Genomic DNA, 26,451 nt, shown 5'->3' with positions numbered 1-26,451 from the left:
GAACTCGCCCTGGAAAAAACCAGGCGGGGGTACGCCAGACGTCCCCCCGCGTTTTACTGCATCAGGCCGCGCCTTGGCCTTCGGCCAGGAAGAACCAGGTTTCGAGTACCGAGTCCGGGTTCAGCGACACGCTTTCGATGCCCTGCTCCATCAGCCACTTGGCCAGGTCCGGGTGGTCCGATGGGCCCTGGCCGCAGATGCCGATGTACTTGCCGGCCTTGTTGCACGCGGCGATGGCATTGGCCAGCAGCTTCTTGACGGCAGGGTTACGCTCGTCGAACAGGTGGGCGATGATGCCCGAGTCGCGGTCCAGGCCCAGGGTCAGCTGGGTCAGGTCGTTGGAGCCGATCGAGAAGCCGTCGAAGTACTCCAGGAACTCTTCGGCCAGAATGGCGTTGGACGGCAGTTCGCACATCATGATCACGCGCAGGCCGTTGTCGCCACGGGCCAGGCCGTTTTCGGCGAGCAGGTCGACCACTTGGCTGGCTTCGCCCAGGGTGCGTACGAACGGCACCATGATCTCGACGTTGGTCAGGCCCATCTCGTTGCGCACGCGCTTGAGGGCACGGCATTCGAGCTCGAAGCAGTCACGGAACGATTCGCTGATGTAACGCGAAGCGCCACGGAAGCCCAGCATCGGGTTTTCTTCTTCCGGCTCGTACAGCTTGCCGCCGATCAGGTTGGCGTACTCGTTGGACTTGAAGTCCGACAGGCGCACGATGACCTTTTTCGGGTAGAAGGCCGCCGCCAGGGTGCTGATGCCTTCGACCAGTTTCTCGACGTAGAAGCCGACCGGGTCGTTGTAACCGGCAATGCGCTTGTCGACGCTGTCTTTCAGGTCGGCAGGCAGGCCGGCATAGTTCAGCAGCGCCTTGGGGTGCACACCGATCATGCGGTTGATGATGAACTCCAGGCGCGCCAGGCCGACACCGGCGTTGGGCAGCTGGGCGAAGTCGAAGGCGCGGTCCGGGTTGCCGACGTTCATCATGATCTTGAACGGCAGCTCCGGCATGGCGTCGACGGAGTTCTGCTTGACGTCAAAGCCCAGCTCGCCTTCGAAGATGAAGCCGGTATCGCCTTCGGCGCAGGACACGGTCACGCCCTGGCCGTCTTTGAGCACCTGGGTGGCGTTGCCGCAACCCACTACAGCAGGAATGCCCAGCTCACGGGCGATGATCGCCGCGTGGCAGGTACGGCCGCCGCGGTTGGTCACGATGGCGCTGGCGCGCTTCATCACCGGTTCCCAGTCCGGGTCGGTCATGTCGGAAACCAGTACGTCGCCCGGCTGGACCTTGTCCATTTCCGAAACGTCGTTGATCACGCGGACCTTGCCGGCACCGATGCGCTGGCCGATGGCACGGCCTTCGACCAGTACGGTGCCTTTTTCTTTCAGCAGGTAGCGTTCCATGACGTTGGCGCTGGAACGGCTCTTCACGGTCTCAGGGCGGGCCTGGACAATGTACAGCTTGCCGTCGTCACCGTCCTTGGCCCACTCGATGTCCATCGGGCGCTGGTAGTGCTGCTCGATGATCATGGCCTGCTTGGCCAGCTCGCTGACCTCGGCATCGCTCAGGCAGAAGCGTGCGCGCTCGGCGCGGTCCACTTCCACAGTCTTGACCGAACGGCCGGCCTTGGCTTCTTCGCCGTAGACCATCTTGATGGCCTTGCTGCCCAGGTTGCGGCGCAGGATGGCCGGGCGGCCGGCCTGCAGGGTGTTCTTGTGCACGTAGAATTCGTCAGGGTTGACCGCACCCTGCACGACGGTTTCGCCCAGGCCGTAGGCGCCGGTGATGAACACCACGTCGCGGAAGCCCGATTCGGTGTCGAGGGTGAACATGACGCCGGCAGTGCCGGTTTCGGAGCGGACCATGCGCTGCACACCGGCAGACAGGGCCACCAGCTTGTGGTCGAAGCCCTGGTGCACGCGGTAGGCGATGGCGCGGTCGTTGAACAGCGAGGCGAACACTTCCTTGGCCGCGCGGATCACGTTGTCGACGCCACGGATGTTGAGGAAGGTTTCCTGTTGGCCTGCGAACGAGGCGTCTGGCAGGTCTTCGGCAGTGGCCGAGGAGCGCACGGCAACCGCCATGTTGTCGTTGCCGGCAGCCATCGCGGCGAAGGCGGTTCGGATTTCCGAATCCAGACGCGCCGGGAACTCGGCTTCCATGACCCACTGGCGAATCTGCGCGCCGGTCTTGGTCAGGGCATTGATGTCATCCACGTCCAGCGCGTCGAGGGCGGCATGGATCCGGTCGTTGAGACCACTCTGTTCGAGAAAATCGCGGTACGCCTGCGCCGTAGTGGCAAAGCCGCCCGGCACCGATACACCAGCACCGGCAAGGTTGCTGATCATCTCGCCCAGGGATGCGTTCTTGCCCCCCACATGCTCCACATCATGGACGCCGAGCTTATCGAGGGAAACTACGTACTCTACCAAGGTGATCTCTCCACTAACTGTGTTGGAAAAGCTCAAAAAGGCGCCCGCCTGTCTTCTGTGACTTGGCCGGGCGTTTGTGGCCTGTACCTGGAAAATAAGTGAGAATGCCGACAGCCGCATTCGGCAAACCGAACTTATCATATCCAAGAAACGTCATCAGCTTAAGGCCCAGATCGCAAATGAAACGAACCGCGTTCTTCATCTCCGACGGCACCGGTATCACTGCCGAAACCCTGGGCCAGAGTTTGCTCGCGCAATTCGAGAGCATTCCGTTCAACAAATTTACCCGCCCGTACATCGATTCGCCGGACAAAGCGCGGACCATGGTCCAGCAAATCAACGCCGCCGCCGAGCGTGACGGGGTGCGCCCGATCATCTTCGACACCATCGTCAATCAGGACATCCGTGAGATCCTGGCGACGTCGAATGGCTTCATGATCGACATCTTTTCATCATTTTTATCCCCGCTCGAGCAGGAATTGACCGCCCATTCGTCGTATTCCGTGGGTAAATCGCACTCGATTGGCGGTAATTCCAACTACATGGAACGCATCGAGGCGGTGAACTTCGCCCTGGACAACGACGACGGCGCGCGTACCCACTACTACGACAAGGCCGACCTGATTCTGGTTGGCGTGTCGCGTTGCGGCAAGACCCCTACCTGCCTGTACATGGCCATGCAGTTCGGCATCCGCGCCGCCAACTACCCGCTCACCGAGGACGACATGGAGCGCCTGCAGCTGCCGGCGGTGCTGAAAAAGCACCACAACAAGCTGTTCGGCCTGACCATCGACCCCGATCGCCTCACCGCCATCCGTCACGAGCGCAAGCCCAACAGCCGCTATTCCAGCTTTGCCCAGTGCGAGTTCGAAGTGCGTGAGGTGGAGAACCTGTTCCGCCGGGAGAACATTCCCAACATCAATTCCACGCATTTTTCGGTGGAGGAGATTTCGGCGAAGATTCTGGTGGAGAAAGGCGTGGAGCGCAGGTTCAAGTAAGCCTGTCCTGGCCCTATCGCCGGCAAGCCAGCTCCCACAGGTTCTCCACAGCTATCAAGACCTGCGGATGACCTGTGGGAGCTGGCTTGCCGGCGATAGGGCCAGAACAGGTAATACAAAAAAGCCCCGGCATCACTGCCGGGGCTTTTTATTTCAACTCAAGCTCAGGACGGCACCACCGCCGCCTGCCCGCTCATGGCCAGGTCGACCAGCTCGCGGTTGGCCACCGCGTACATCGCATAGTCGGTGCCCGTGGCATTGCGCAGGTCGTCCAGCATGGCGCGCCAGCGCTCCACCATCACCCGGTGCTGCTCGGCCCACAGCGCCACGCGGGCGTCCATGTCTTCCGGTGCATCGGCCATCTGCAATACCGAGATGGTGATTGCCCGTTGCTGCAGGTCAATGTCATCGCGGAACGCTTCGCGGGCCAAGGCCTGCCAGTTGTTTTCCACCGGCAGGTTGCTGATTTCCTGCAGGTACCAGGTCAGGTCCAGCGCGCTGCCCACGGCGAAGAACGCCTTGGCCACCTGCGCCGGCTCATGGCCGGTAACGTCGGCGGCTTCGATGATCGGCAGCAGGGTGTACAAGTGGCTGGTACCGGCCACCATGCGCGCCAGCAACTCCGGCACACCAGCGTCGACAAAGCTCTGGTAACGCACCATCCAGCGTTCGCGGGTCGGGCCTTCCAGCAGCTCGTCCAGCTTGAGCCCCAACTGCGCGATCTTCGGCCCGAAGTGCGCGGTGTCGCGCCCGGCGTCCTGCTCGTTACGGCGGCTACGCAGGAACCAGCGGGTGGCACGGCGGCCCAGGCGCATCAGCTCGTCCATCAGGGTGAGCTGGATTTCTGCCGGCACCTGGTAGTCCAGGGCCTCGATCTGGCGGAACCAGTGCGGCAGGTGGAAGATGTCGCGCACGATCACATAGGCCCCGGCCACGTTGGCCGGGCTCATGCCGGTCGACTCCTTCAGGCGCTGGACAAAGGTGATGCCCATGTTGTTCACCAGGTCGTTGGCGATCTGGGTGCTGACGATTTCGCGCTTCAGGCGGTGGCGGCGCATGGCCTCGGCGAACTTGCTGACCAGCGACGGCGGGAAGGCGGTTTCCATGTCGCGGGTCAGGTAGTCATCATCCGGCACCAGCGACTTGAGCAGTTGCTCCTTGAGGTCGATCTTGCTGTACGAGATCAGCACCGACAGCTCGGCGCGGGTCAGGCCCTGGCCGGCAGCCAGGCGTTCAGCCAACTGTTCTTCGGACGGCAGGAACTCGATGGCGCGGTCCAGCTTGCCACGGCCTTCCAGGTCGGCCATCAGGCGCTTGTACTCGGCAATCCGCTCGCGGGCGCGGCGGGCCGCCAACGACAGCGCCTGGGTCTGCTTGTAGTTGTTGCCCAGCACCAGGTTGCCGACTTCGTCGGTCATGCTGCCCAGCAGCTGGTTACGCTGCTTCTCGGTCATGTCGCCACCCTGCACCACTTCGTTGAGCAGGATCTTGATGTTGACCTCGTGGTCGGAGCAGTCCACGCCGCCGGCGTTGTCGATGAAGTCGGTGTTGGTGGCGCCGCCGTTCAGGCCGAACTCCACCCGGCCAAGCTGGGTCATGCCCAGGTTGCCACCCTCGCCCACCACTTTGCAGCGCAGTTCATTGCCGTTGACCCGCAGCGCGTCGTTGGCCTTGTCACCGACATCGGCGTGGCTTTCGCTGCTGGCTTTCACGTAGGTACCGATGCCGCCGTTCCACAGCAGGTCGACCGGGGCCTTGAGCAACGCGTTGAGCAGCTCGGTCGGGGTCAGGCGGTCGGCTTCGATGGCGAAGCGCTCTTTCATCTGCGGGCTGATGGCGATGCTTTTGGCACTGCGCGGGAAGATGCCGCCGCCTTCAGACATGATGCTGGTGTCGTAATCGCTCCAGGCCGAACGCGGCAGGTCGAACAGGCGCTTGCGCTCGGCAAAGCTGGACGCAGGCTCGGGGTTGGGGTCGATGAAGATGTGAAGGTGGTTGAATGCCGCCACCAGTTGCAGCTTGTCGGACATCAGCAGGCCGTTGCCGAACACGTCGCCGGCCATGTCGCCCACGCCGATAACGGTGATCGGGTCTTCCTGCACGTTGATGCCGCGCTCGCGGAAGTGGCGCTGCACGCCCACCCAGGCGCCGCGCGCGGTAATGCCCATCTTCTTGTGGTCATAACCGGCCGAGCCGCCCGAGGCGAAGGCATCGCCCAGCCAGAAGCCATAGTCGATGGCAATGCCGTTGGCGATGTCGGAGAAGGTGGCAGTGCCTTTGTCGGCCGCCACCACCAGGTACGGGTCATCATCGTCGTGACGCACCACGTTGGCCGGCGGCACCACGCCACCGTCCTTGAGGTTGTCGGTGATGTCGAGCAGGCCGGAAATGAAGATGCGGTAGCACGCCACGCCTTCGGCGGCAATTTCGTCCCGGCTGCCGCCCAGTGGCAGGCGGCGCGGCAGGAAACCGCCCTTGGCGCCGACCGGCACGATGACCGAGTTCTTCACCTGCTGGGCTTTGACCAGGCCCAGCACTTCGGTACGGAAGTCTTCTTCACGGTCAGACCAGCGCAGGCCGCCACGGGCGACGTTGCCAAAGCGCAGGTGCACGCCCTCGACCCGAGGCGAATAAACGAAGATTTCGAACTTGGGCACCGGCTTGGGCAGTTCGGGGATCAGCTTGGGGTTGAACTTGAAGCTGAAGTACGACTTGTTCTGGCCGTTGGCATCCGGCTGATAGAAGTTGGTGCGCAGGGTGGCCTTGATCAGGTCCAGGTAGCGCCGCAGGATGCGGTCTTCGTTGAGCACCTGCACGTCGTCGAGCGCAGTCAGGATGGCCTGCTCCAGGCGCTGCTGCTTGTCGTCGAGGTCATCCTGGGTGAGCTTGCGCGCCAGGTAGAAGCGGGTCTTGAACAACCGGGTCAGCTCGCGGGCGATGTCGGTGTGGTTGTTCAGGGTGCTGGCGATGTAACCCAGGTCGAAGCCCAGGCGGATCTGCTTCAGGTATCGGGCGTAAGCGCGCAGCAGCGCCACGTCACGCCAAGGCAGGCCAGCGGTGAGTACCAGACGGTTGAAGGCATCGTTCTCGGCATCGCCACGCACGATGTGGATGAAGGCGTCCTGCAGGGTGTCGTTGAGCTGCTGGATATCCAGGCTCAGGCCTTCGCTGTAGGTGAAGGCAAAATCGTGAATCCAGTACTCGCGGCCACTGGCATGGCGCAGGCGATACGGGAATTCGCCCAGCACGCGCAAGCCGAGGTTTTCCAGGATCGGCAACACGTCGGACAGCGCCAGCGGGGTGTCGGCGTGGTACAGCTTGCAGTGCAGGATGCGCTCACCCACCTGGGTCAACGGCTGGTAGAAGCTCATGGCCAGCGGCTTGCTTTCCGACAGGCCCAGCACATGCTGCAGGTCGACAACGGCCGAGTGCGCGGCAAAGCGTTCGCGGTAGCCGGCCGGGAAGCCCTTGGGGAAATCGGCGAGGATGTTGGTGCCTTGGGCTTCGCCGAAGTTCTCCACTACCAGCGTCGAATAATCGTCATGCCACGAGCGGCAGGCCTGGATGACTTCGCGTTCCAGCTGCTGCGGGTCGATGTCGATGCGGTTTTTCGGGTCTACCCGCAAAATCAGTTGCACACGGGCCAGCACCGATTCGGAGAAGAAGGTCCAGAACTCGCAGTCGCTGGCCTTCAGGCGCTCCATCAGTACTTGCTGGATTTTCTGTCGCACTTCGGTGGAGTAGATCTCCCGCGGCACGTACGCCAGGCAGTAGCAGAAGCGGCCGTACGGGTCCTTGCGCAGGAACACGCGGATCTTGTTGCGCTCCTGGATCTGCACGATCGCCATGACGGTGGTGAACAGCTCGTCGATCGGCGTCTGGAACAGGTCGTCGCGCGGCAGCACCTCCAGCACCTGGGCCAGTTCCTTGCCGAGGTGGGCCTTGGGGTCGAAGCCCGAGCGGCGCTCGACTTCGGCTACCTTGACGCGGATGTAAGGGATGGCATGCACGCTTTCGCCATACACCGACGAGGTGTACAGGCCCATGAAGCGGTGTTCCTTGATGACCTTGCCGTCGGCGTCCAGCTGGCGGATCGACACGTAGTCCGGGTAGGCCGGGCGGTGCACGCGGCTAGGCAGCGCGGCCTTGGCGAACGACAGCAGCAGCGGCTCGTTGAGGTAGGCCACGGCGTAGTCTTCGATGCGCAGCTCTTCAGCCGTCAGGCCCACGCGCAGGCGGCGCGGCAGGCCGAGGAACGACTGCTCGTCGTAAACCATCTGGCCGCCATCGGCGTCGCCCTTGACGGTGAACTCTTCATAGCCCAGGAAGGTGAAGTGGTTGTCCAGCAGCCACTCGAGGAAGGCCTTGACCTCGCCCTTTTCGTGTTGCGCCGGGCCGAAGGCGGTCTGTTCCACCTCGGCCACCACGTCACGCAGCTTGGCCTTCATCGGCTCGAAATCGGCGACTGCCACCCGCACCTCGGCCAGCACCTGCTCGATCTCGCGGGCCAGCACGGTCAGCTCAGCGGCATTGGCGCAGCGGTCGATCTCCAGGTACATCAGCGACTCGTGGCGCACGCCCTCGCCCTGGGTACCCTTGGGCAGCAGTTCCAGCAGCTCGCCCTTGGCGCCACGGCGCACGCTGAGCACGGTGGTTTGCAGGGTGTGAATGCTGTAGCCACGGCGGTTGAGCTCGGTGCGCACCGAGTCGACCAAAAACGGCAGGTCGTGGTGCAGCACCTCGACCACGGTGTGGGTCGATTGCCAGCCGTTGCGCTCGTAATCAGGGTTGTATACCCGCACTTGCGGGTATTCGGGGTCGAAACGTTCGATGATGCGCCAGGCTGACAGGGTGCAGCCGGCCAGGTCGGAAAGCCTGCGCTGGGTGAGTTCGTCCAGAGAGATGATGCCGAAGAACTGCTCGGCGAACAGCGCCACTTGTGGCAGGGACTGTTCGCTGATGTGCTGCGCCAGGGCCGCTTGCAGTTGATGCTGGAAGTCGGCTTTGCTGGCTGCGGTGAAGAACGCCATCTGTGGTACTCCGCTTGGGCTTTGTAATAGTTGAAGCGTCGCTGCGTGCGCCGTGTACGGATCAACGATAGCCAACCCGTGGCAAGGCGGACGGTAAAACCAGGCGTTGAACGTGCGCGGGCACGCCCAGGGCTCGCCGAAGCTTAACGACTGATCGGTCATCAAGGCTTGCAGCGCTGCGACAATTTCGGTCAAGGGGCGGTAACTTTACGTTTATGCCTGTACGCAAGACTGTCAGAATTCCCTTCCATTCACTTTGATCCGAGCCCGCTCATGCAAATCAACACCGCCCTGCTCTTCGCCACCCCTTGCGATGACGAGGAAGACAACATGGCGACCCTGTGCTGCCACAGCGACAAGGGCCAGATGTTTCTGCTTACCCGCTACCCGGACGAAGACACCGTCGACCTGACCCTGGATGACGAGCCATCGACGCTGGACGGGCTGAAAGTGACCCTGAGCGCCAAGCGCCTGCTGATTGAAGTGGCCGCCGGCGACCGCGATGCGCTGAAGGGGGATGAGGTGCTGGAAATCAACCTGACCAGCGACCTGAGCGACCTGGATGAAGTGAAAGAAACCCTGGAGAACATCCTGGCCGGGACCGGGACCTTCGTCTGCGAGCTGTGATTACCTGAACACAAGCGCGGTCTCTGTGGGAGCGGGCGTGCCCGCGAACACCGGCACAGCCGGTGCCATCCATCGCGTCGCCTGCTTCGCGGGCTTGCCCGCTCCCACAAGGTTCAAGCCAACGCTTGTTGCATCTCTTTAGCCTGCACCCGCAACGCCTCGCAAAACGGCTCCACCGCCGCCGATGCCGGCCGGTGATCCGGCCGTATCAGCATCACCTGGTACGGCACCGACACCCGCAACCTGCGAATCGGCAACCCGCCCTGCGCCGCCTCCAGCCCGCTCAACGGGTTGATGATCGCCACCCCCAACCCTTGCCTGACCATGGCACACACCGAGGCGGCACTGGTGGTCTCGATCACCGTGCGGCGGTTTACCCCCGCCGCGCGAAAGTGCTGGTCCAGGCGCTGGCGGTAAGTGTCCAGGCAGGCCAGGTTGATGAAGTCCACCTCATGAAAGTCGGCAAGTTCCAGCTCGGCTTTTGCCTGTAGCGGGTGATGCGCGGGCAGCACGCACACCATGTTGGCGCTGAACAGCAGCTCGCCATAGGCACCGCGCGGTATCTGCTCGACCTCGGTCAGGCCAAGGTCGTGCTGCTGGGCCACCAGAGACTCTTCCAGCAATGGCGATTCCTGCGCCAGGATACTCACGCTCACGCCCCGATGCTGTTGGTGGAAACGCTGGCAAGCCTTGGGCAGCAACGTCTGGGAGAACAGCGGCAGGCACGTGATGGCCAGCCTCCCCTGCTCGAAATTGCGAATGGCCTGGGCAAAACGGTCGATCCGCTCCAGCCCGACGTAGGCGCGCTCGACCTCTTCGATCAACAGCAACGCCTGGGCAGTCGCCACCAGGCGCCCACCCTCGCGCTCGAACAGGTTCAGCCCGGTTACCTGCTCCAGCCGCGCCAGCTCGCGGCTGACAGTGGGCTGCGAGGTAAACAGCAGGCGCGCAGCACCGGTCACACTGCCAGCGGCCATGATGGCGCGGAACACTTCGATATGGCGGACGGAGAGTTTCACAGCAGTACCCGGCAAAGTCAGCAATTGGTATATCAGATATGAATGACCGTCAGAAAAATAGCTATTTTTCTGAATTCCTTGTTTGGCTCATCCTCGTGGTCATCCTTATATGAGTAGCGCCACCATGACCGCACCTTTCTCCCTCCTGGCCGAAGCTGTCCGCCAGCACGGCTCGCCGCTGTGGGCGTACGACGCCAGCACCATCGCCGAACGTGTCGAGCAGCTGAAGGTGTTCGACACCGTACGCTTCGCCCAGAAAGCCAACCCTAACCTGCATGTGCTGCGCCTGATGCGTGCCCATGGCCTGGTGCTGGACGCGGTGTCGCTGGGTGAGATGGAGCGGGCCTTTGCCGCCGGTGCGAGTGTGGACGGCGACCCCGCCGGCGTGGTGCTGACCTGCGACGCGCTGGACCGGCCGACCCTGGAGCGCGTGGTAGCAGAGAAGATCGAAGTGAACGCGGGTTCCATCGACATGCTGCGCCAGCTGGGTGAACGCTCGCCCGGCCACCGTGTGTGGATCCGCATCAACCCGGGCTTTGGCCATGGCCACAGCCGCAAGACCAACACCGGCGGCGAGAACAGCAAGCACGGCATCTGGCACGAAGAGCTGGATGAGGCACTGGCCTGCATCAAGGCCCATGGCCTGCACCTGGTGGGCGTGCACATGCACATTGGTTCCGGTGTGGACTACCAGCACCTGGAGCAGGTGGCTCGCTCGATGATCGAGCTGATTGGCCGCCTGGGCGTGGACATCGAAGCGTTTTCCATCGGCGGCGGGCTCTCCACCCCGTACCGCAGCACCGACAAACCGGTCGACCTGCAGCGCTACGCCCAGACCTGGGCGGTGGCACGCAAGGAAATCGAAGCGATGCTCGGCCACCCGGTGCGCATGGAGATCGAGCCTGGTCGCTTCCTGGTGGCGGAATCCGGCTACCTGGTGGCCGAAGTGCGCGCCGTGAAGCAGGTGGGGCGCAATACCTTCGTGATGATCGACGCCGGCTTCAACGACCTGATGCGCCCGGCGATGTACGGTGCGTACCACGGCATGACCCTGCTCGATGCCAACGGCCAGCCAGTGGACCGCCCGCGCCAGCCGACCGTGGTGGCCGGGCCGCTGTGCGAGTCAGGGGATGTGTTTACCCAGGACGACCAGGAGCTGACCCCACAGGACCTGCCCCAGGCGCAGGTGGGCGACTTGCTGGTGATTCACGATGCCGGGGCCTATGGCGCGTCGATGTCGTCGAACTACAACAGCCGGCCGTTGCTGCCGGAGCTCCTGATCGAGGAAGGGGCGCTGCGCATGATTCGCCGGCGGCAGACCGTGCAGGACCTGCTGGGCCTGGAGGCGGGGTTCTAATCTCAGTGCTTGGGGCTGCATCGCAGCCCCAATGGACAAACCCTCCTTGCAATCACCTTGGCTCATCGCGACAATGCGATCAATTCCTATTCATATTGCGAATTTGACGCCATGTCGACGCTCGATCACCAGGCCCTTCACCAGCTATACAGCGAAAACAACAGCTGGCTGAAAGGCTGGCTGCGCGCCCGCCTGGGAAACGCAGCCGATGCATCCGACCTGGCGCACGATACGTTCCTGCGGGTGATGACGGCCCGCAGCCAGCTCCCCATTCGCGAACCGCGCAGCTACCTCAGCGCCATCGCCCGCTCCCTGCTGATCGACAAAGTGCGCCGCCGCGCCATCGAAAAAGCCTACCTGCAAGCCCTGGCCCTGCGACCGGAGCCGGTGGAGGTATCACCCGAGGTTCGCCTGTCGATCATCGAAATGCTGATGGCCGTGGACAGCCTGCTCGACGAACTCGGCCCCAAGACCCGTGCCATCTTTCTCGCCGTGCAACTGGAAGGCCTGACCTACGGTGCTGCGGCCGAGCGCTTCGGTGTGTCGGTCACCACGGTGAAGAATCACCTGATCAAGGCCATGACCCGCTGCCTGCTGGCAGTCGAAGGCTGAACGGCATGGACGTCAAAACCCTGGAAGCCGCTGCCACCTGGTACGTGCAGCTCAACGATGGCGACAGCAATGAAGCCCGCACCCACGCCTGGCGCCAGTGGCTGCAGGCCAGCCCTCAGCATGCCGCTGCCTGGGCGCGCGTTGAAAAGCTTCAGCAACAATGGGCCATGGTGCCGCCACACGCGGCGCTGTCCAGCCTGGGCGCGGCGCAGACGCAGCGGCGCGATGTGCTGAAAGTGCTGAGCCTGCTGCTGGCCATGGGCGGCGGTGGCTGGCTGGCAACCGAGCAGGTGCCCTATCGCGCCTTGATGGCGCAACAACGTACCGGTACCGGCGAGCGGCGCGCTGTAGAGCTGGCGGATGGCTCGCAGCTGGAACTGAACGTGGGTACGGCGCTGGATGTGCGCTTTGACAGAAAAGTGCGGGCAATCCAGCTGTACCAGGGGGAGATCCTCGTGCGCCCGGCCAGCGACATTCAGCAGCGCCCGTTCATCGTGCACACCGACGACGGCAGCGTGCTGGCCCGCAGTACCGAGTTCAGCGTTCGCAAACTGGCGCAGCAGACACGCGTGGGCGTGTTGCAGGCCAGCGTCGATGTACGCCCGCAGCGCCATCCTGACCGGGTGCTGCACGTGCAGGCCGGGCAGCAAACCAGCTTTGACCAGCAAGACTTCACCCTTGCCCATGCCCTGCCCGCCGACTCCACGGCCTGGCTACAGGGCATGCTGAGCGTGAACGACTGGCGCCTGGGCGACTTCATCGAAGAGCTGGGCCGCTATCGGCCGGGCGTGCTGCGCTGCGCCTCATCAATCCGGGCCATGAGCATTTCCGGCGCATTCCGTATCGACGATACCGATATCGCGCTGGCCAACCTGCCGAAAACCCTGCCTGTAAAGGTGCGCTACCTCAGCCGCTACTGGGTGAATGTGGAACCTGCCTGAACGGCTGGTGAAAAAACTTTCGCTCAAATCTTGCTGATTTTGATTCTCGTCCGTCCCTGACACAAGCCGCGACGACAGCGACTTTCTGCCATGACACGGAAGGATCACCCAATGCCTCACCTGCACCCCACCCCTACCACGCTGAGCCAGGCCGTGCGCCTGGTTCTGTTCGGCATGTCCCTGGCCAGCGCGCCAGGCCTGCTGCTGATGCCTGCCCAGGCAATGGCCCAGAGTCAGACCGCCTACCATGTTGCAGCAGGCCCACTGGGCAACGCCATCACCCAGTTTGGCGTGCAGGCGGGCGTCACCATTTCGTTCGACACCGAACAAACCCGCAACCTGAACAGCGCAGGCCTGGAGGGCAGCTACAGCATTGAGGAAGGGTTGGTGCGCCTACTGGGCAACAGTGGTTTTCGGGCACAGCGCCAGGGCAATGGCGGTTACGTGCTGGTGCCGTCAGACAACGGCTCGGCAATGGAGTTGGGGCCACTGAACATCGATGCCAACCGGCTGGATGCGACCAGCGAGGGCACTCAGTCTTACACCGCCCGCGCCGTGACCATCGGCAAGGGTGTGCACACGCTGAAGGAAACCCCGCAGTCGGTCACCGTCATGACCCGCAAGATGCTCGACGACCAGAACCTCAACACCCTGGAACAGGTGCTGGACAAGACCCCGGGCATCACCGTGTACGACTCGCCCATGGGCGGCAAGTATTTCTATTCCCGCGGCTTCAACCTGGACGGCCAGTACCAGTACGACGGCGTGCCGCTGGATGTGGGTGGCAACTACGTGCAGGCCAACAGCTTTTCCAGCGACATGGCCTTCTATGACCGCGTCGAAATTCTCAAGGGCGCGGCTGGCATGATGAAGGGCTCCGGCTCCTCCGCCGGTGGCGTCAACTTCGTGCGCAAACGCGGCCAGGAAAAAGCCGCTACCACCGTCACCCTGTCTGCCGGCAGCTGGGACAACTACCGCGGCCAGGTCGATGTGGGCGGCCCGCTCAACGAATCCGGCACGGTGCGTGGCCGGGCCGTAGCGGCGCTGCAGGACCGCCAGTACTTCTATGACATTGCCAAGCGCCAGGACCAGATTCTGTACGGCGCCATCGACTGGGATGTCAACCCCGACACTACCCTGGGCTTTGGCCTGGCCTACGAGGATGTCGATGCCACACCGTGCTACCACGGCCTGCCACGCTATGCCGATGGCAGCGACCTGAAGCTGTCCCGCTCCACCTGCCTGGGCGCTAGCTGGAACGACCTGCAAAGCCAGCGCATTACCGGCTTTGCCGACCTCAAGCACCGTTTCAACGATGACTGGACGCTGAACTTCGCCTCGGTCTACACCCACAACAACCAGAACATCGAATACGGCTATTCCGAAGGTTCGGTACCGGTCGGCGCCACCAGCGCCAACATCGGCCGCTATGCCGGCCGTTTCGACTACGACCAGGACGACTATGGCTTCGATAGCTACGTCGATGGCAAGTTCGAAGCCTTCGGCCTGCAGCACGAGCTGATCATCGGTGCCAACGCCAGCCGTCAGAAAACCCATGACTACTTCGCGCTGATGGGGTTGAGCGGTAGCCAGAACCCGTTCGCCCCATCGGCGGACTTCCCGCACCCGTCCAAAGATGATTACCTCGTCCTCCCCCTGCGAGGCGGTAGCATTCCCACCGACTCCACCACGACCCAATATGGCACCTACGCCAACCTGCGCCTGAAGCTGGCAGAACCACTGACCCTGGTACTGGGCACCCGAGTCAGCTGGTACCGCAACAAGAGCGATTCTTACACCCAGCGCTATGAAAACTGGGTAAACAATCGCAGCCAGGAAAACGGCCAGGTCACGCCGTTCGCCGCCGTGCTGTATGACCTGAACGACCAGTGGACCGCCTACGCCAGCTACGCCGACATCTTCCAGCCGCAAAGCGAAAAGAAGAACGCCGAAAAACAGTCACTTCAGCCCAAGACCGGTGCCAACTACGAGATTGGCATCAAGGGCGAGCTGCTTGAGGGTGCGTTGAATACGGCGTTCAACCTGTTCCGCACGATCGAGAACCACCGCGCGGAAACCGATTTCGTCGGGACGTGCCCGTCAGGCGACGGCTATTGCTACACCGACAGCGGCAAGGTCCGTGCGCAGGGCTTCGAAGCCGAAATCAGCGGCTCGCCGATCGAGCGCCTGCAGCTGCTGGCGGGTTACACCTACACCCAGACCAAGTACCTGAAAACCATCGAGGACACCGACCCCACCGAGCTGACCTTCACCTCCAGCTTCATCCCGCGGCACATGCTCAAGGTGTGGGGTGACTACCAACTGGGCGGCGCACTTGAACGCTGGACGCTCGGCGCCGGCCTGAACAGCCAGAGCGAAAACTTCCGCACCACGCGCGGCACTCGCGTCGAGCAGGCGGGCTACACCGTGTGGAACGGCCGCGTGCAATACCGGCTTGACCAGAACTGGACCGTCGCCCTCAACGGCAACAACCTGTTCGACAAGAAGTACTATTCCACCATCGGCGCGCCGGCATGGGGCAACTTCTATGGCGAACCGCGTAACTTCATGGTGACGTTGCAAGGGGCGTTCTGAGGCTGACCGACCAGGGCATCGCGAAAAGCATCAGCATTGCTGTAGCCTTACTGCCTTGCCCTCGGGGCCTGAAAGGATGCGACGAAGGCGCGCATGGAAAGCCATATGGACATCCCCTCCCGCTTCATCATCCACGAAACCCGGCATTGGGTGCTGAACCACCGCATGAACAGCGCCCTGCCCGGTTACCTGATGCTCAGCGCACGGGCGCCGGTCAACTCACTGGCGGCCCTGCCCGTGGAGGCCCAGGCCGAGCTGGGCATTCTCATGGCGCGTACGCAGCAGGTGATGGAGGCACGGCTGCAACCGGCGCGTTTGTACATGGGCCGGTATGGCCATGACGCGGGATATGCCATCCACTTCCATTTCATCCCTGTTTACCCTTGGGTCGAAGCGCTGTTCTGGGCAGACGAGCGATACCGGGCGCTGCAGGCATTCGGCTGGACCGATAGCGTGCAACCGCAAACCGACGGCGCCGAGTTGACGCTATACGTCTGGCGTGAGTTTTGTGAGCGCCCTGAACCACCGGCGATACAAGGGTATTCAGTGGACGAAGCCATTACCCTGTTGCGCAGCGCATTCTTGGACGGCTGCGCGCCGTATTGACTGAAATGGAAGCCTCCGGTCTTCTTGTACAACGCCTTGAAAACGCGTACGCCTTTTAGCTGAGCCGTCAGAACTTGTAGCGGGCAGTCGCCAGGAAGTTACGTGGCTCACCAAAGAAGTTGCTGCCGGTCGTGGAGCTGACCGACGAGTAGTAGCGTTTGTCGAACACGTTGTTCAGGTTGAAATTGACCTGCAGGTTGGCGGTCACGTCATAGCGGGTGAACACGTCATACAGCGTGTAGCCGCCTTGCTGCACACCGTACTGGGTGTAAGTCTGGCTCTGGGACCGCACCGCGCCGCCCACCCGCCACTGGTCCAGTTCACCCGGCAATTGATAGCTGGTGGTCAGTTTGAACAGGTTGGCGGGCAGGTTGGTGCCGTAGCGCTTGCCTTTGGTGAACGAGCCAATCGGGCTGTAGGTCGTATCCTTGACGCGCTCGGCCGTGTTGTAGGTGTAACTGGCCGACATCTGCCAGTTCTCGGTCAGCGCCCCGGAGACTTCAAACTCGACACCACGGCTACGGATTTCACCTGCCGACTCATAGCACAAGGTAGTGCCACCCTGGCACTGGCTGGCCGGAAGCTGGTCGGGCAGGTTCTCCAGGTCGATCTGGAACAGTGCCACGCTGGTATTGAGGCGGCCGCCAAGATGCTCGCCCTTCAGGCCGACCTCGTAGTTGGTACCTTGAATCGGTTCCAGCAGGGTGCCGCTTGCGGTCTCCAGGTTCTGCGGCTGGAAGATCCGGGTCCAGCTGGCATACACCGAGTAGGTATCGTTCAGGTCGTACACCAGGCCGGCATAGGGCGTGACCTCACGGTTTGCCTTGAAGTGCGAGGTGTTCTTGATCTCTTGCTCGTACCAGTCGACACGCCCTCCGACGATCAGCGTCAATGGCTCGGCAAGGCTGAAGCGTGCCGTGCTGTAGACCCCGCTCTGTTCAACCTCGGTCTGGCGGTTGTAGAGCGACATGTCGACACCGACCGGTTTGGCCACCGAGCCCGGGTCCCAGGTAATGGGGTTGAACTGCACCAGTTCGTAATTGCCATTGGTCACGAACGGCCCGCCACGGTCATCCCAGTCGCTTTCACGATGGCTGGCGCCGACCACCAGCGTATGGGTCCGCCCGGCAAAATCGAACGGGCCGGTCAGGTAGCCATCGACGCTGGACTGGTTACGCTCGTAATCGTACTTGCCGCCGCGCAGCGACATGCTCGGGTTGCCGCTGGCATCAACCGTAGGGTTGGCCAGGAAGGTGCCCATCATGTTCATTTCGCTGGTGATGTAGGTGGCCGCGCCTTTGGCCTTCCAGCCGTTGTCGAAACGGTGCTCGATATCGGCGAAAACCGTTTTGCTTTCCTTGTTCCAGTAGGACCAGGACGGGCTCATGCGGTCGGAGCGGGAAATGGGCAGGAAGCTGCCGTCAGGGTAGGTACCCAGGCCGTTCCAGTCGGCACCGGGGTTGTTTTCATCGCTGTAGGACAAGCCAAGGCTGACCGTAGTGTCGTCATTCAGGTCGGCTTCAACAATGCCATACAGCAAAGTACGTTCATTGCCCGAATCGTCGGTGAACGCGTTCTTGTTCTGGTAGCTCAACACCGTGCGGCCTCGCAGCGTACCGTCACTATTGAGCGCAGAACCTGCATCAAGCTCGAAACGACGATTGTCCCAGCTACCAAGGCTGCCCGTCACCATGACCTGCGGCTCAACCGTAGGGCGCTTGCGGATCAGGTTGATCGAGCCCGAGGGCAATCCGGCCCCTTCCATGAGACCCGCCGCACCGCGAACGATTTCGACCCGGTCGTACATGGCCAGCGCCCCGGTGGACAAGGACGCCTCTTCATACGCGACGGGCAGCCCGTCGAACATGATGTTCTCGATGCCGAAGCCACGGGAATTGAAACGCGGCCGTTCGGCGCCCCATTGGGTCAAAGTCAGCCCCGGTGCGTTCCTCACCACATCATTGAGCGTCGTCATGCCTTGGTCTTCAATACGCTGCCGGGTAATGACCGAAACCGACTGGGGGGTTTCGCGCAGTGAGATCGGCAGTTTGGTTGCCGTCTGCATGGCACCGGTGGTGTACGAGCCGGTGTGCTCGCTGGTCATGCCCAGGCCCTGCCCCTGGATGGTGGTTGCACCCAACTGCACTGCCGTTTCGTTGTCATTGCGTTGCTGCAGGTAGGCGCGGTTGCCATCGGCCATGACAAAGCCCAGACCGGTACCGGCCAGCAGCTGCTGCAGTGCAGCGCTGGCCGTGTACTGGCCGCTCACGGCGCTGCTGGTCTTGCCGCGGGTCAGCGCGCCGTCGGCAAAAAGCTGGATACCGCTGCTGGCCGACCACTGCGCAATCGCGCCTTCCAGCGGCTGGGCGGCAATGCTGTAGGTGCGGGTTTGCGCCTGGGTGGTGCTGGCCGCGTGTGCTTGCGGCAGGGCGGCGAGCGTGAAAACGCAGCTCAGGGCGCTGACCAACAGCAGGGGTTTGATGGGGGTGCTAGGGGTGGGCATTCGAATTTCCAGTCCGTCCTGATGGCAATACTCGCAATTCATTCTCGTTTGCGATCAAGACTAATGACGGACCACCGGCCAAACACAACGACGCGGTTTTCAAGTTTTTTTCAATCAGTGTTGTACGGGGCGTACCAAGGTCAGCCACGGGCCCACCGTGGTGACACGAATCGGCAGAATGACCTGCAAGCTCTGCAACGCCGCGTCGGCTTCACGCGCTTGCACCGCAGCCGTAACCCGCAACTGGGCGAGGCTGCTGTCCGTCAGCAGCAGGTGCGCGCGGGAATAGGGTTGCAGACGCTGCAACACCTGCGTCAGCGGCTCATCGCGAAACACCAGGCGTTGCTCGCGCCAGGCCAACTGTTGGCCGGGGTCGACATGCCGTAATGCGCCAATGCCCTGCGCGTCGTAGTGCAGTGCCTGGCCCTCCCCGGCTTCGGCCTGCTGCCCCGCACGGCTGACCCGCACACTGTGCTCGGTCACCGTTACGTTCGCGCCGTCCTCCAGCACCTGCACGCCGAACGCGGTACCCAAGGCGCGCACATCACCGCCTGCGGCCTCGACGATAAAGGGCCGCGCCGGGTTGGGCGCCACCTTGAACCAGGCCTCCCCCTGGTACAGGCGCAGCCGCCGCTCATCGGCACTGAAGCTCACGTCCAACGCAGTGTGCGGCGCCAGTTGCACGATCGAGCCGTCGTCCAAGGTCCAGCTGCGCACCTGAGCCACCTCGGTGCGGTAATCCGCCCAACGTGCGGGAGAAGAGGCAAATACCGTAAAGGCCAGCAGTAACGCCGCTGCGGTTGCCAGGCCTACAAACCTACGCCGGGGCAAACGCCGAAGCGGGGTGTGGCTGGCGGCAACATGGGCATGGCCCGCCACGCCGGCTACCCCCCATACCTGCCGGGCACGCTGCCAGGCAGCCGGGTGGCTGGGGTCGGCGGCAAGCCAGCGTGCGAATGCTTCGCGCTCGGCCGCTGTCACGCCCGCGTCCTGCAGGCGCACGCACCACTCCAGCGCCTGGTCCAGGGGGGTATGCGAGTCGTTTTCGTTCATCATGCAAGTGCAGGCAGGTGGCAGTTAAAACGCGCGCAGTGTAACCAGCCTTTCATGACATTGCCTTCTCGATGCGCTGCATCGCCTTGACCATCTGCGAAACCACGGTGCTTTTGGAAATGCCCAGGCGCTCGGCAACCTGCTGGTGGTCCAGGCCATCGATACGGCACAGGATGAACACTTCGCGGCAGCGCGGCGGCAGCTCGGCGATCACCTGCATGACCTGTTGCAACTCGCGGCTCAACTCGGTCTTGCGGGCCGGGTCCAGTTTGGCATCGGGTACACCTTCAACCAGCACCGGGTCGGCCTGCACCTCGATGCCCAAGGCCTCGCGGCGGCGGATGTCCATGCCGAGGTTGCGGGCAATGCGGAAGATATAGGCACGCGGGTTGCCGATACGCTCGCCTACCTTGCGGCTGGCCACGCGCAGCCAGGTTTCCTGGGTGAGGTCGTCAGCAATCGTGGCACTGCCGAAGTGCCGCACCAGGTAAGCCTTCAGCGCTTCGCGGTTGTCCAGGAATGTCGATGTCAGAGGGTCGCGATCTTGCGGCATTCGCCAAGCATCCTGCGCAGCGGCGGAGTAATGGGCGGCACGGTATCACTTGTTGCTAACAATTCTCAACTACGCATGAGGCCTTGATGTTGCTCGCCGATACTCGCAAGCAACGCCCGCACCCATCGATGCGCCGGGTGATGATGCGTGCGCTCATGCCAAGCCAGCACCTTGCTGAACCCCGCAATGGCCAGCGGCGGCTCCTCCAGCTGCAGGCCATCCCCCGGCTGCACCAGGCGGCTGGGCAGTACACCGATCAGGTCACTGCTGCGCAACACCTCCAGCAGCATCAGAAAGCTCGGCACCGACAGGCATACCTGCCGCGCCCTGCCGATACGCGCCAGCGCTTCATCGCTGACGCCGTGAAAGGCACCGCTGCCCAGCGAGACGATTGCGTGCTCCAGCGTACAGAAGGTGTCGAGGTCCAGGTGCCCGGTGGCTGGGTGCCCAACGCGCATGGCGCAGACGTACTGCTCATCGTAAAGGTGCATGGCCTGCAAACCCGGGCTGACGCTGTCGGGGGTGAGGATGGCCATGTCCAGTTCCCCTGATGCCATCTGCTGAGCGACCCGTGGCTCTTCGATTGCACGCACGGCAAGGCGTATACCGGGGGCTTGATCGCGCAACGCGGCAAGCAAAGGCATCAGCAAAGTCCGCTGGGCATAGTCGGTGGCGGCCACGGCAAGTGTGAGGCTGGCTTGGGCAGGGTCAAAGTCGGGCGGTTGCAGCAGGCCTTCAATTTCGCCCAGCACACGCTTGATCGGAATGGCCAGCGCCTGTGCACGGGCAGTGGGCACCAGTCCGCGCTGGGAACGGACAAACAACGGGTCGTCGAAGCTGTCGCGCAAGCGGGTCAACATGCCGCTGACCGCAGGCTGGGTCAGCGCCAGACGCTCTGCTGCTCGGGTGACGCTGCCTTCGTCGAGCAAGGCATCGAGCGTGCGCAGCAGGTTCAGGTCGAGGTTCCTGATATTACGCATGCTTATGGGTTAGCTCAGGAGATGTGATTGGCGTTATGGATTGTGGCCGCGCACCATGGTTTCGTCAAAGCCGCCAAGGCGCCCCTTACCCGAGGATCAACCATGCATCACATCGAATGGCCAGACGAATACCTGCCCGGCACCACCGAGAACTTTGCCTCGAACGAAATCTTCATCGCCGGCCTCACTGCCGAAGCCGTCTGGCAACAACTGGATGACACGCGGGCGTGGCCAACGTACTACCGCAATGCAGCGGACATCCGTTTTCATGATGGCTCCGGCCCGAACCTGAGCAACGGCGCACGCTTTCGCTTCACCACGTTCGGTTTCCCGGTCGAGGCTCAAGTTACCGAGCATGTGCCACCTGCTCCAGGCCAACCCGCACGCGTGGCCTGGCATGGCTGGGTCGAGGGCGATGCCGACACGCGCCTGGACGTGCATCACGCCTGGCTGATCGAAGACCTGCCCGGCAACCGGGTGCGCATCCTCACGCAAGAAACGCAGAAAGGAAAACCGGCTGCGGAGCTGGCCCGCACCAAGCCCAACCCCATGATCAATGGTCACCAGGACTGGATCGAGGGGTTGGCACAGGCAGCGTTCAAGGCCAAATGCTGATTTGACTGGGGCTGCAAAGCGGCCCCACATTCCGGCAGTCGCAGTCAGAGCCCGATGGCCACCTCACGCTCGCCGCCCATGTACTGCTCCAGGCGACTGCGCAACCAGCGTTCGGCAGGGTCGCTGTCGGTGGTGCTCAACCAGACCATGGCCAATTCCAGCGCGGCGGCCTCGAACGGCAGCGCCTCGGCCTGAAGGTTGCCCCAGCGCTCCATGCCGTGCGCGGCATAGTCCGGGCAGCAGGCCAGCAGGTCGGTGCCGGCCAGAATTGCCGGCAATGAACTGAACTGCGGCACCGACAACACCACCTTGCGTTCACGGCCGATTTCTTTCAGCCAGTCGTCGACCACGCCCTGCGTATTGGCGGTGGGCGAGACCTGAACGTGCGGGCGGGCGCAAAACTCATCCAGTGTCAGAGGGGTGGCTGACTTGTCGGCCCGCACCACCCTGCCCTGCATGGTGCGCAGCACCTTGCGCTTGGCGTTGGCTGGCAGCCCTCTGGTCTGGCTGATGCCAACCGTAACATCGCCTGCTGCCAGCAAATCCGGTATGCGCCAGTAATCCACATGCTGCACAACCACCACCACGTTCGGCGCCTCCACCCGCAGGGCCCGCAGCAGTGGCGGCAGCAAGCCCGACTCCACGTCATCGGACAAACCGATGCGGAACGTCATGTTGCTGGTCGCCGGGTCGAAGTCATGGGAAAGGCTGAGAGCGATGGACATCGCATCCAGCGCCGGGGTGAGGTACTTGATCACCTCTTCGGCCCTGGCCGACGGTTCCATGCGGTTGCCCACACGGATCAGCAACGGGTCGTTGAACATCGCCCGCAACCTGGCCAGCGCGGCGCTGACCGTGGGCTGGGCGATGAACAGTTTTTCTGCCGCACGGGTGAGGTTGCGCTCCTGCATCAGGGCTTCGAACACCACCATCAGGTTGATATCGGCTTTGCGCAGTTCGTTTCGGTTCATTGGCGCTCCCGGGGCCATGCTTGTTTTGCGGGTTCAATTGCAGCATTGACAGTAATCCTGACCGAGTCAAAGGCGCAGACTTGTATCGCCGGTGCTGGCCCAGACAACCCAATCCGGGTACCCTCCCCACTCTTCCCTTCCGGCCTCCCCTGCCGTGCACCGCCCAGGCGTTGATTCGCGAAGCGGTCATTCATGATGCCGACACCTGCATGGCCGCCACTCACAGGCGCGCCCACCCGCCATCAATCCACTCAGGATGACCTCATGATCATTCGCCAAGGCATCGCTGCCGACTACCCGCAGCTGCTGGACATCTGGCTGCGCGCCGTGCGCGCTACGCACCACTTTCTGCAACCCGCCGACATCGACGCATTGCTGCCACAGCTGCGCGATATCTACTTCCCGGCCGTCGAGCTGTGGGTAGCAGTCGACACGGATGACCAGCCGCTGGGCTTCATCGGCTTCAACGAGCAGCACGTGGAAATGCTCTTCGTCGACCCCGACCTTCATGGGCAAGGCATTGGCCGCGCGCTGCTGGACTTCGGCCGCCAATCGCGCCATTCAATGAGTGTCGACGTCAACGAGCAAAACCCGCAGGCTGTGGGCTTCTACCGGCATTACGGTTTCATCCAGACAGGCCGTTCGCCGCTGGATGGCGAGGGCCGGCCATTCCCCTTGCTGCACATGGGCTTGCCCAACAGGGTGTGACTGCGACGCACGCGTTGCAAGGGGTCTCACCTTGTGAAAAAAAAGGGCCGCAACGCGGCCCCGACAAGGCTGCTGCCGTAAGGAAAGCAGTTCAGCGCAAGGTATTTTTGGTCAGCTCTATTTCGTTCATCAAAGCCTTGGCCAACGCTGTGAGCTAATCGGCAGCGCCCAGGAACTTGTGGTCGTCCTCCATATCGCCTTCGCGCAGCAGATGCTTGCCACAACATCTCCAGCGCCTGTGAAAACGAGCGCCGCCCGCGTGGCGCTCGATCTCACAGACGCCGCATCAAATGCGTCGGACTCTTTGCTACGAAAACTCGCAGATCCCTACGCGCCAACAATTTTAAGTCTTATTTAACAAAAAAATAGCAACATAAGCACAATCCACTTCCAATATGCGGCAACCCTTCGCAACCGGGCACCACTCAACCACCGTATACTCGGATCCACTACCGAGGATGCCCACATGCAAGCACTGGGAATGGATTACCGGCACGGTGATGAAGTCGCCAGCCACTGCCACGCCGAAGACCAGCTGATCTACGCCGCCAGCGGTGTGATGCGGGTCAGCAGCGAGGGCGGTAGCTGGGTGATCCCCGGCGGGCATGCGTTATGGATGCCCGCCGGTGTCAGCCATGCCATTCGCATGGAGGGCGTGGTCAGCATGCGCACCTTGTTGCTTGAGGCACGCGTCGCGCATTGCCAGGTGATCGTGGTGTCCGGCCTGCTGCACGAGCTGATCCTGGCTGCAGCGCGCCTGCTCGACCTGCGAGACGGCGAACACGTGCGGGCGTTGATCCAGTGTGAGTTGGCCACTGCCAGGCGCATCGATGCCTTTGTGCCACTGCCGCACCAGGCGCGTTTGCGTGCCTGGTGCGAGCGCTTCTTGCAGGACCCGGCTCAGGACCTGACCCTGGAACAATGCGGCGCACAGCTGAACATGAGTGCCCGCAGCGTGGCACGGCTGTTCCAGCGCGAGGTGGGCATGTCGTATGGCGAATGGCGCGCCCGGGCCCGGGTGATGCTCAGCCAGCAGTGCCTGGCCAACGGCCAGCCCATCCTGAATGTGGCACTGGAACATGGCTACCAGAGCGCCAGCGCCTTTGCCGCCATGTTCAAGCGCATCCTCGGTTACGCCCCCAGCGACTGGCAGAACGGCTGCGCGCGCGGGTACTGACTGACAGGTTGTCCCACTTGCGCGCAGGGTTGTCCTGCTTGCGGCAGCGAGGCCTGCCTCGCCATCGTTAACCTCGCATCACCACCCCTGAAGCGACGTGTGTGATGCCTCTACTGCAATCATTCCCTTTTCCTGCCCGGCTTGGCGCCGCCATCGGCATGCTGAGCGTGCTGGCGGCTTGCGCCCGGCAACCCACACCGGCCGAGCCACCCACCGCACTGCAAGCGGACCCGCTGGCCAGCCTGCCGGCTGGCACCAGCAAGCAACCTCTGCCGGAGCGCTGGTGGGCACTGTTCCGGGATTCACAGCTCAACCACTGGGTGCAGCAAGCCCTGGCGCACAATCAGGACCTGAAGCAGGCCGAAGCGAATGTGCAGGCCATGCTGGCGGGCATCGGCGAATTCGATGCCAGGCGCTGGCCGTCCACCTCCGTGGGCCTTGCCGCGACGTACGGCAAGAGCGCCGATGACCAGACCCTGGCCGAAGCGACTGACAGCCACGCGCCATCACAATGGCAATTCAACCCGGGCATCGAGTTGGCGTACCAGGTGGATGTCTGGGGCCAGGTACGCGCCGCCATTGCGCGAGCACAGGTGCAGGCTGAAGCCACCCAGGCCGCGCTGGACCTGCTGCGCCTGCAGGTGGTGGCCCAGACCAGCCGGGCCTATATCGACCAGTGCATCTACACGGCTCGCCTGGTCGAAGCCCGCCAGTCTCTGCAAACCCTCGACCACAGCGTGCAACTCAGCGAGCGCCAGCACCAGGCCGGCGTTGCCACGGCCCTGGACAGCGAACGCCTGCTGGGCCTGCGCGAACAGGTGCGGGCGCGGTTGCCGATACTGGAGGCCCGACGGCAGATGGCGCTGTACGAGCTGGGCATGCTCAGCGGCCAGGCCTCTTTGGCCGAGGCCAGCACCTGCACGTCCATCCCTTCGCTGTCGGCGCCCTTGCCGGTTGGCGACGGCTGGCAGTTACTCGCACGCCGCCCGGATGTGCGCCAGGCCGAACGGGAACTGCAAGCTGCCACGCTGGAGACCGAAATCGTCCGGGCCGACCTGTACCCGAAGGTCAGCTTCGGCGCGTCGCTGACGTCCTCGGACCACCACCTTGCCAACCTGGGCGACAGCCGTGCGGTGATGTTCGGCATCGGCCCGCTGATCCGCTGGGAGTTCCCCAACGTCAAGGCCAACCGCGCTCGGGTCGGCAAAGCCGAAGCATTGCAGCAAGCGCAGGTGGCCCATTACCAAGGTGTGGCGTTGCGGGCACTGAAAGACGTGCGCCAGACGCTGGCGCGTTACGACGGCGAGCGACAGCGGTTGCAGGCACTGGACGCGGCCCTGGCGCACAGCCAGCGCGGCTTTGCCCTGGCCCAAAGCAACTACCGGGCCGGCACCGTGGACGGGTTGGCGTTGCTCGACAGCGAGCGTGAACTGATCCGCTTGCGGGGTAGCCATGTCCTGGCCCAAGGGCGCCTGGCACAAGCACAGGTCAACCTGTTCCGCGCCTTGGGCGGGCGGTGGTAGCCAACAAGAACCCAGGGGCCGCTGTGCGGCCCATCGCCGGCAAGCCAGCTCCCACAGAGACCGCGCAGGCCTCTGGATGCCTGATGGTTGTTCCATGGGCTGAAGCATGTCGTGACATCAACAAGGTCGAGGTGGGAGCTGGCTTG

At 63.0% G+C, this 26,451-nt stretch carries 19 protein-coding genes; 11 read left to right on the top strand and 8 right to left on the bottom strand.

The window, feature by feature from the left end; translation table 11 throughout:
• Positions 1 to 61 precede the first annotated feature (61 nt).
• Positions 62 to 2,437, bottom strand: a complete 2,376-nt coding sequence (gene ppsA / locus N436_RS02025) for a phosphoenolpyruvate synthase (protein ID WP_025754479.1) — start codon at positions 2,435 to 2,437, stop codon at positions 62 to 64.
• Between the two features lie 179 nt (positions 2,438 to 2,616).
• On the opposite strand from ppsA, the gene N436_RS02020 reads away from it, so the two are divergent.
• A complete protein-coding gene (locus tag N436_RS02020) occupies positions 2,617 to 3,435 on the top strand; it encodes a pyruvate, water dikinase regulatory protein (protein ID WP_016714844.1) in 819 nt (272 codons plus the stop codon).
• A gap of 164 nt (positions 3,436 to 3,599) precedes the next feature.
• On the opposite strand, the gene N436_RS02010 is transcribed toward N436_RS02020, so the two are convergent.
• On the bottom strand, positions 3,600 to 8,465 hold the full coding sequence (locus tag N436_RS02010; RefSeq protein WP_105945264.1) for an NAD-glutamate dehydrogenase: 4,866 nt from the start codon (positions 8,463 to 8,465) through the stop codon (positions 3,600 to 3,602).
• 273 nt (positions 8,466 to 8,738) lie between these two features.
• Here N436_RS02010 and N436_RS02005 point away from each other — a divergent pair, with 273 nt between their 5' ends.
• Positions 8,739 to 9,092: a hypothetical protein gene (locus tag N436_RS02005; protein ID WP_009684028.1), complete on the top strand. Its 354-nt coding sequence runs from the start codon at positions 8,739 to 8,741 to the stop codon at positions 9,090 to 9,092.
• 113 nt (positions 9,093 to 9,205) lie between these two features.
• Here N436_RS02005 and N436_RS02000 read toward each other — a convergent pair whose 3' ends face one another.
• Positions 9,206 to 10,111, bottom strand: a complete 906-nt coding sequence (locus N436_RS02000; RefSeq protein WP_105945265.1) for a LysR family transcriptional regulator — start codon at positions 10,109 to 10,111, stop codon at positions 9,206 to 9,208.
• Between the two features lie 124 nt (positions 10,112 to 10,235).
• Between N436_RS02000 and lysA the strand changes: the two genes are divergently transcribed.
• The 5 genes from lysA (at position 10,236) to N436_RS01975 (ending at position 16,222) form a co-directional block, all read left to right on the top strand.
• Positions 10,236 to 11,468: a diaminopimelate decarboxylase gene (gene lysA, locus N436_RS01995; RefSeq protein WP_110740293.1), complete on the top strand. Its 1,233-nt coding sequence runs from the start codon at positions 10,236 to 10,238 to the stop codon at positions 11,466 to 11,468.
• Positions 11,469 to 11,579: 111 nt separating this feature from the next.
• Complete coding sequence (locus tag N436_RS01990; protein ID WP_060498830.1) at positions 11,580 to 12,080, top strand: sigma-70 family RNA polymerase sigma factor; 501 nt, start codon at positions 11,580 to 11,582, stop codon at positions 12,078 to 12,080.
• 5 nt (positions 12,081 to 12,085) lie between these two features.
• Positions 12,086 to 13,021 (top strand): FecR domain-containing protein, encoded by a 936-nt coding sequence (locus tag N436_RS01985; protein WP_110740292.1) that lies wholly within the window; start codon positions 12,086 to 12,088, stop codon positions 13,019 to 13,021.
• Positions 13,022 to 13,132: 111 nt separating this feature from the next.
• Entirely contained in the window at positions 13,133 to 15,616 is a 2,484-nt protein-coding gene (locus tag N436_RS01980) for a TonB-dependent receptor (RefSeq protein WP_110740291.1), read from the top strand.
• Between the two features lie 105 nt (positions 15,617 to 15,721).
• On the top strand, positions 15,722 to 16,222 hold the full coding sequence (locus N436_RS01975) for an HIT family protein (RefSeq protein ID WP_105945269.1): 501 nt from the start codon (positions 15,722 to 15,724) through the stop codon (positions 16,220 to 16,222).
• Positions 16,223 to 16,289: 67 nt separating this feature from the next.
• Here the strand turns inward: N436_RS01975 and N436_RS01970 are convergent, their stop codons facing one another.
• The 4 genes from N436_RS01970 to N436_RS01955 all read right to left on the bottom strand — a co-directional run bounded on the left by N436_RS01970 (position 16,290) and on the right by N436_RS01955 (position 21,311).
• The gene (locus N436_RS01970; protein ID WP_110740290.1) at positions 16,290 to 18,725 is read right to left on the bottom strand and encodes a TonB-dependent receptor; all 2,436 of its coding nucleotides are present in this window, start codon (positions 18,723 to 18,725) and stop codon (positions 16,290 to 16,292) included.
• 114 nt (positions 18,726 to 18,839) lie between these two features.
• Positions 18,840 to 19,781: a FecR domain-containing protein gene (locus N436_RS01965; RefSeq protein ID WP_110740289.1), complete on the bottom strand. Its 942-nt coding sequence runs from the start codon at positions 19,779 to 19,781 to the stop codon at positions 18,840 to 18,842.
• A 49-nt stretch (positions 19,782 to 19,830) separates the two neighbouring features.
• Positions 19,831 to 20,331 (bottom strand): RNA polymerase sigma factor, encoded by a 501-nt coding sequence (locus tag N436_RS01960; protein ID WP_105945271.1) that lies wholly within the window; start codon positions 20,329 to 20,331, stop codon positions 19,831 to 19,833.
• Between the two features lie 65 nt (positions 20,332 to 20,396).
• Positions 20,397 to 21,311 (bottom strand): LysR family transcriptional regulator, encoded by a 915-nt coding sequence (locus N436_RS01955; protein ID WP_110740288.1) that lies wholly within the window; start codon positions 21,309 to 21,311, stop codon positions 20,397 to 20,399.
• 102 nt (positions 21,312 to 21,413) lie between these two features.
• On the opposite strand from N436_RS01955, the gene N436_RS01950 reads away from it, so the two are divergent.
• Positions 21,414 to 21,926 (top strand): SRPBCC domain-containing protein, encoded by a 513-nt coding sequence (locus tag N436_RS01950; RefSeq protein WP_110740287.1) that lies wholly within the window; start codon positions 21,414 to 21,416, stop codon positions 21,924 to 21,926.
• 44 nt (positions 21,927 to 21,970) lie between these two features.
• On the opposite strand, the gene N436_RS01945 is transcribed toward N436_RS01950, so the two are convergent.
• A complete protein-coding gene (locus tag N436_RS01945) occupies positions 21,971 to 22,897 on the bottom strand; it encodes a LysR substrate-binding domain-containing protein (protein WP_105945274.1) in 927 nt (308 codons plus the stop codon).
• 264 nt (positions 22,898 to 23,161) lie between these two features.
• On the opposite strand from N436_RS01945, the gene N436_RS01940 reads away from it, so the two are divergent.
• From N436_RS01940 to N436_RS01930, 3 genes are all read left to right on the top strand, one after another.
• A complete protein-coding gene (locus tag N436_RS01940; protein ID WP_105945275.1) occupies positions 23,162 to 23,605 on the top strand; it encodes an acetyltransferase in 444 nt (147 codons plus the stop codon).
• Between the two features lie 466 nt (positions 23,606 to 24,071).
• A complete protein-coding gene (locus tag N436_RS01935; protein ID WP_105945276.1) occupies positions 24,072 to 24,782 on the top strand; it encodes a helix-turn-helix transcriptional regulator in 711 nt (236 codons plus the stop codon).
• 104 nt (positions 24,783 to 24,886) lie between these two features.
• On the top strand, positions 24,887 to 26,305 hold the full coding sequence (locus tag N436_RS01930) for an efflux transporter outer membrane subunit (protein ID WP_105945277.1): 1,419 nt from the start codon (positions 24,887 to 24,889) through the stop codon (positions 26,303 to 26,305).
• Positions 26,306 to 26,451: the final 146 nt, after the last annotated feature.

Source organism: Pseudomonas sp. RV120224-01b, from assembly GCF_003208145.1.
Taxonomy (GTDB): Bacteria; Pseudomonadota; Gammaproteobacteria; order Pseudomonadales; family Pseudomonadaceae; genus Aquipseudomonas; species Aquipseudomonas monteilii.
This window is presented reverse-complemented; position numbering and strand designations above follow the sequence as displayed.

Coding starts and splice junctions, on each gene's coding strand:
- N436_RS01950 (WP_110740287.1), top strand. CDS start 21,414: ATGCATCACATCGAATGGCCAGACGAATACCTGCCCGGCACCACCGAG.
- N436_RS01945 (WP_105945274.1), bottom strand. CDS start 22,897: ATGAACCGAAACGAACTGCGCAAAGCCGATATCAACCTGATGGTGGTG.
- N436_RS01935 (WP_105945276.1), top strand. CDS start 24,072: ATGCAAGCACTGGGAATGGATTACCGGCACGGTGATGAAGTCGCCAGC.
- N436_RS01970 (WP_110740290.1), bottom strand. CDS start 18,725: ATGCCCACCCCTAGCACCCCCATCAAACCCCTGCTGTTGGTCAGCGCC.
- N436_RS01965 (WP_110740289.1), bottom strand. CDS start 19,781: ATGATGAACGAAAACGACTCGCATACCCCCCTGGACCAGGCGCTGGAG.
- lysA (WP_110740293.1), top strand. CDS start 10,236: ATGACCGCACCTTTCTCCCTCCTGGCCGAAGCTGTCCGCCAGCACGGC.
- N436_RS02005 (WP_009684028.1), top strand. CDS start 8,739: ATGCAAATCAACACCGCCCTGCTCTTCGCCACCCCTTGCGATGACGAG.
- N436_RS01940 (WP_105945275.1), top strand. CDS start 23,162: ATGATCATTCGCCAAGGCATCGCTGCCGACTACCCGCAGCTGCTGGAC.
- N436_RS01960 (WP_105945271.1), bottom strand. CDS start 20,331: ATGCCGCAAGATCGCGACCCTCTGACATCGACATTCCTGGACAACCGC.
- N436_RS01985 (WP_110740292.1), top strand. CDS start 12,086: ATGGACGTCAAAACCCTGGAAGCCGCTGCCACCTGGTACGTGCAGCTC.
- N436_RS01955 (WP_110740288.1), bottom strand. CDS start 21,311: ATGCGTAATATCAGGAACCTCGACCTGAACCTGCTGCGCACGCTCGAT.
- N436_RS02020 (WP_016714844.1), top strand. CDS start 2,617: ATGAAACGAACCGCGTTCTTCATCTCCGACGGCACCGGTATCACTGCC.
- N436_RS01980 (WP_110740291.1), top strand. CDS start 13,133: ATGCCTCACCTGCACCCCACCCCTACCACGCTGAGCCAGGCCGTGCGC.
- N436_RS02010 (WP_105945264.1), bottom strand. CDS start 8,465: ATGGCGTTCTTCACCGCAGCCAGCAAAGCCGACTTCCAGCATCAACTG.
- N436_RS01930 (WP_105945277.1), top strand. CDS start 24,887: ATGCCTCTACTGCAATCATTCCCTTTTCCTGCCCGGCTTGGCGCCGCC.
- N436_RS01975 (WP_105945269.1), top strand. CDS start 15,722: ATGGACATCCCCTCCCGCTTCATCATCCACGAAACCCGGCATTGGGTG.
- N436_RS01990 (WP_060498830.1), top strand. CDS start 11,580: ATGTCGACGCTCGATCACCAGGCCCTTCACCAGCTATACAGCGAAAAC.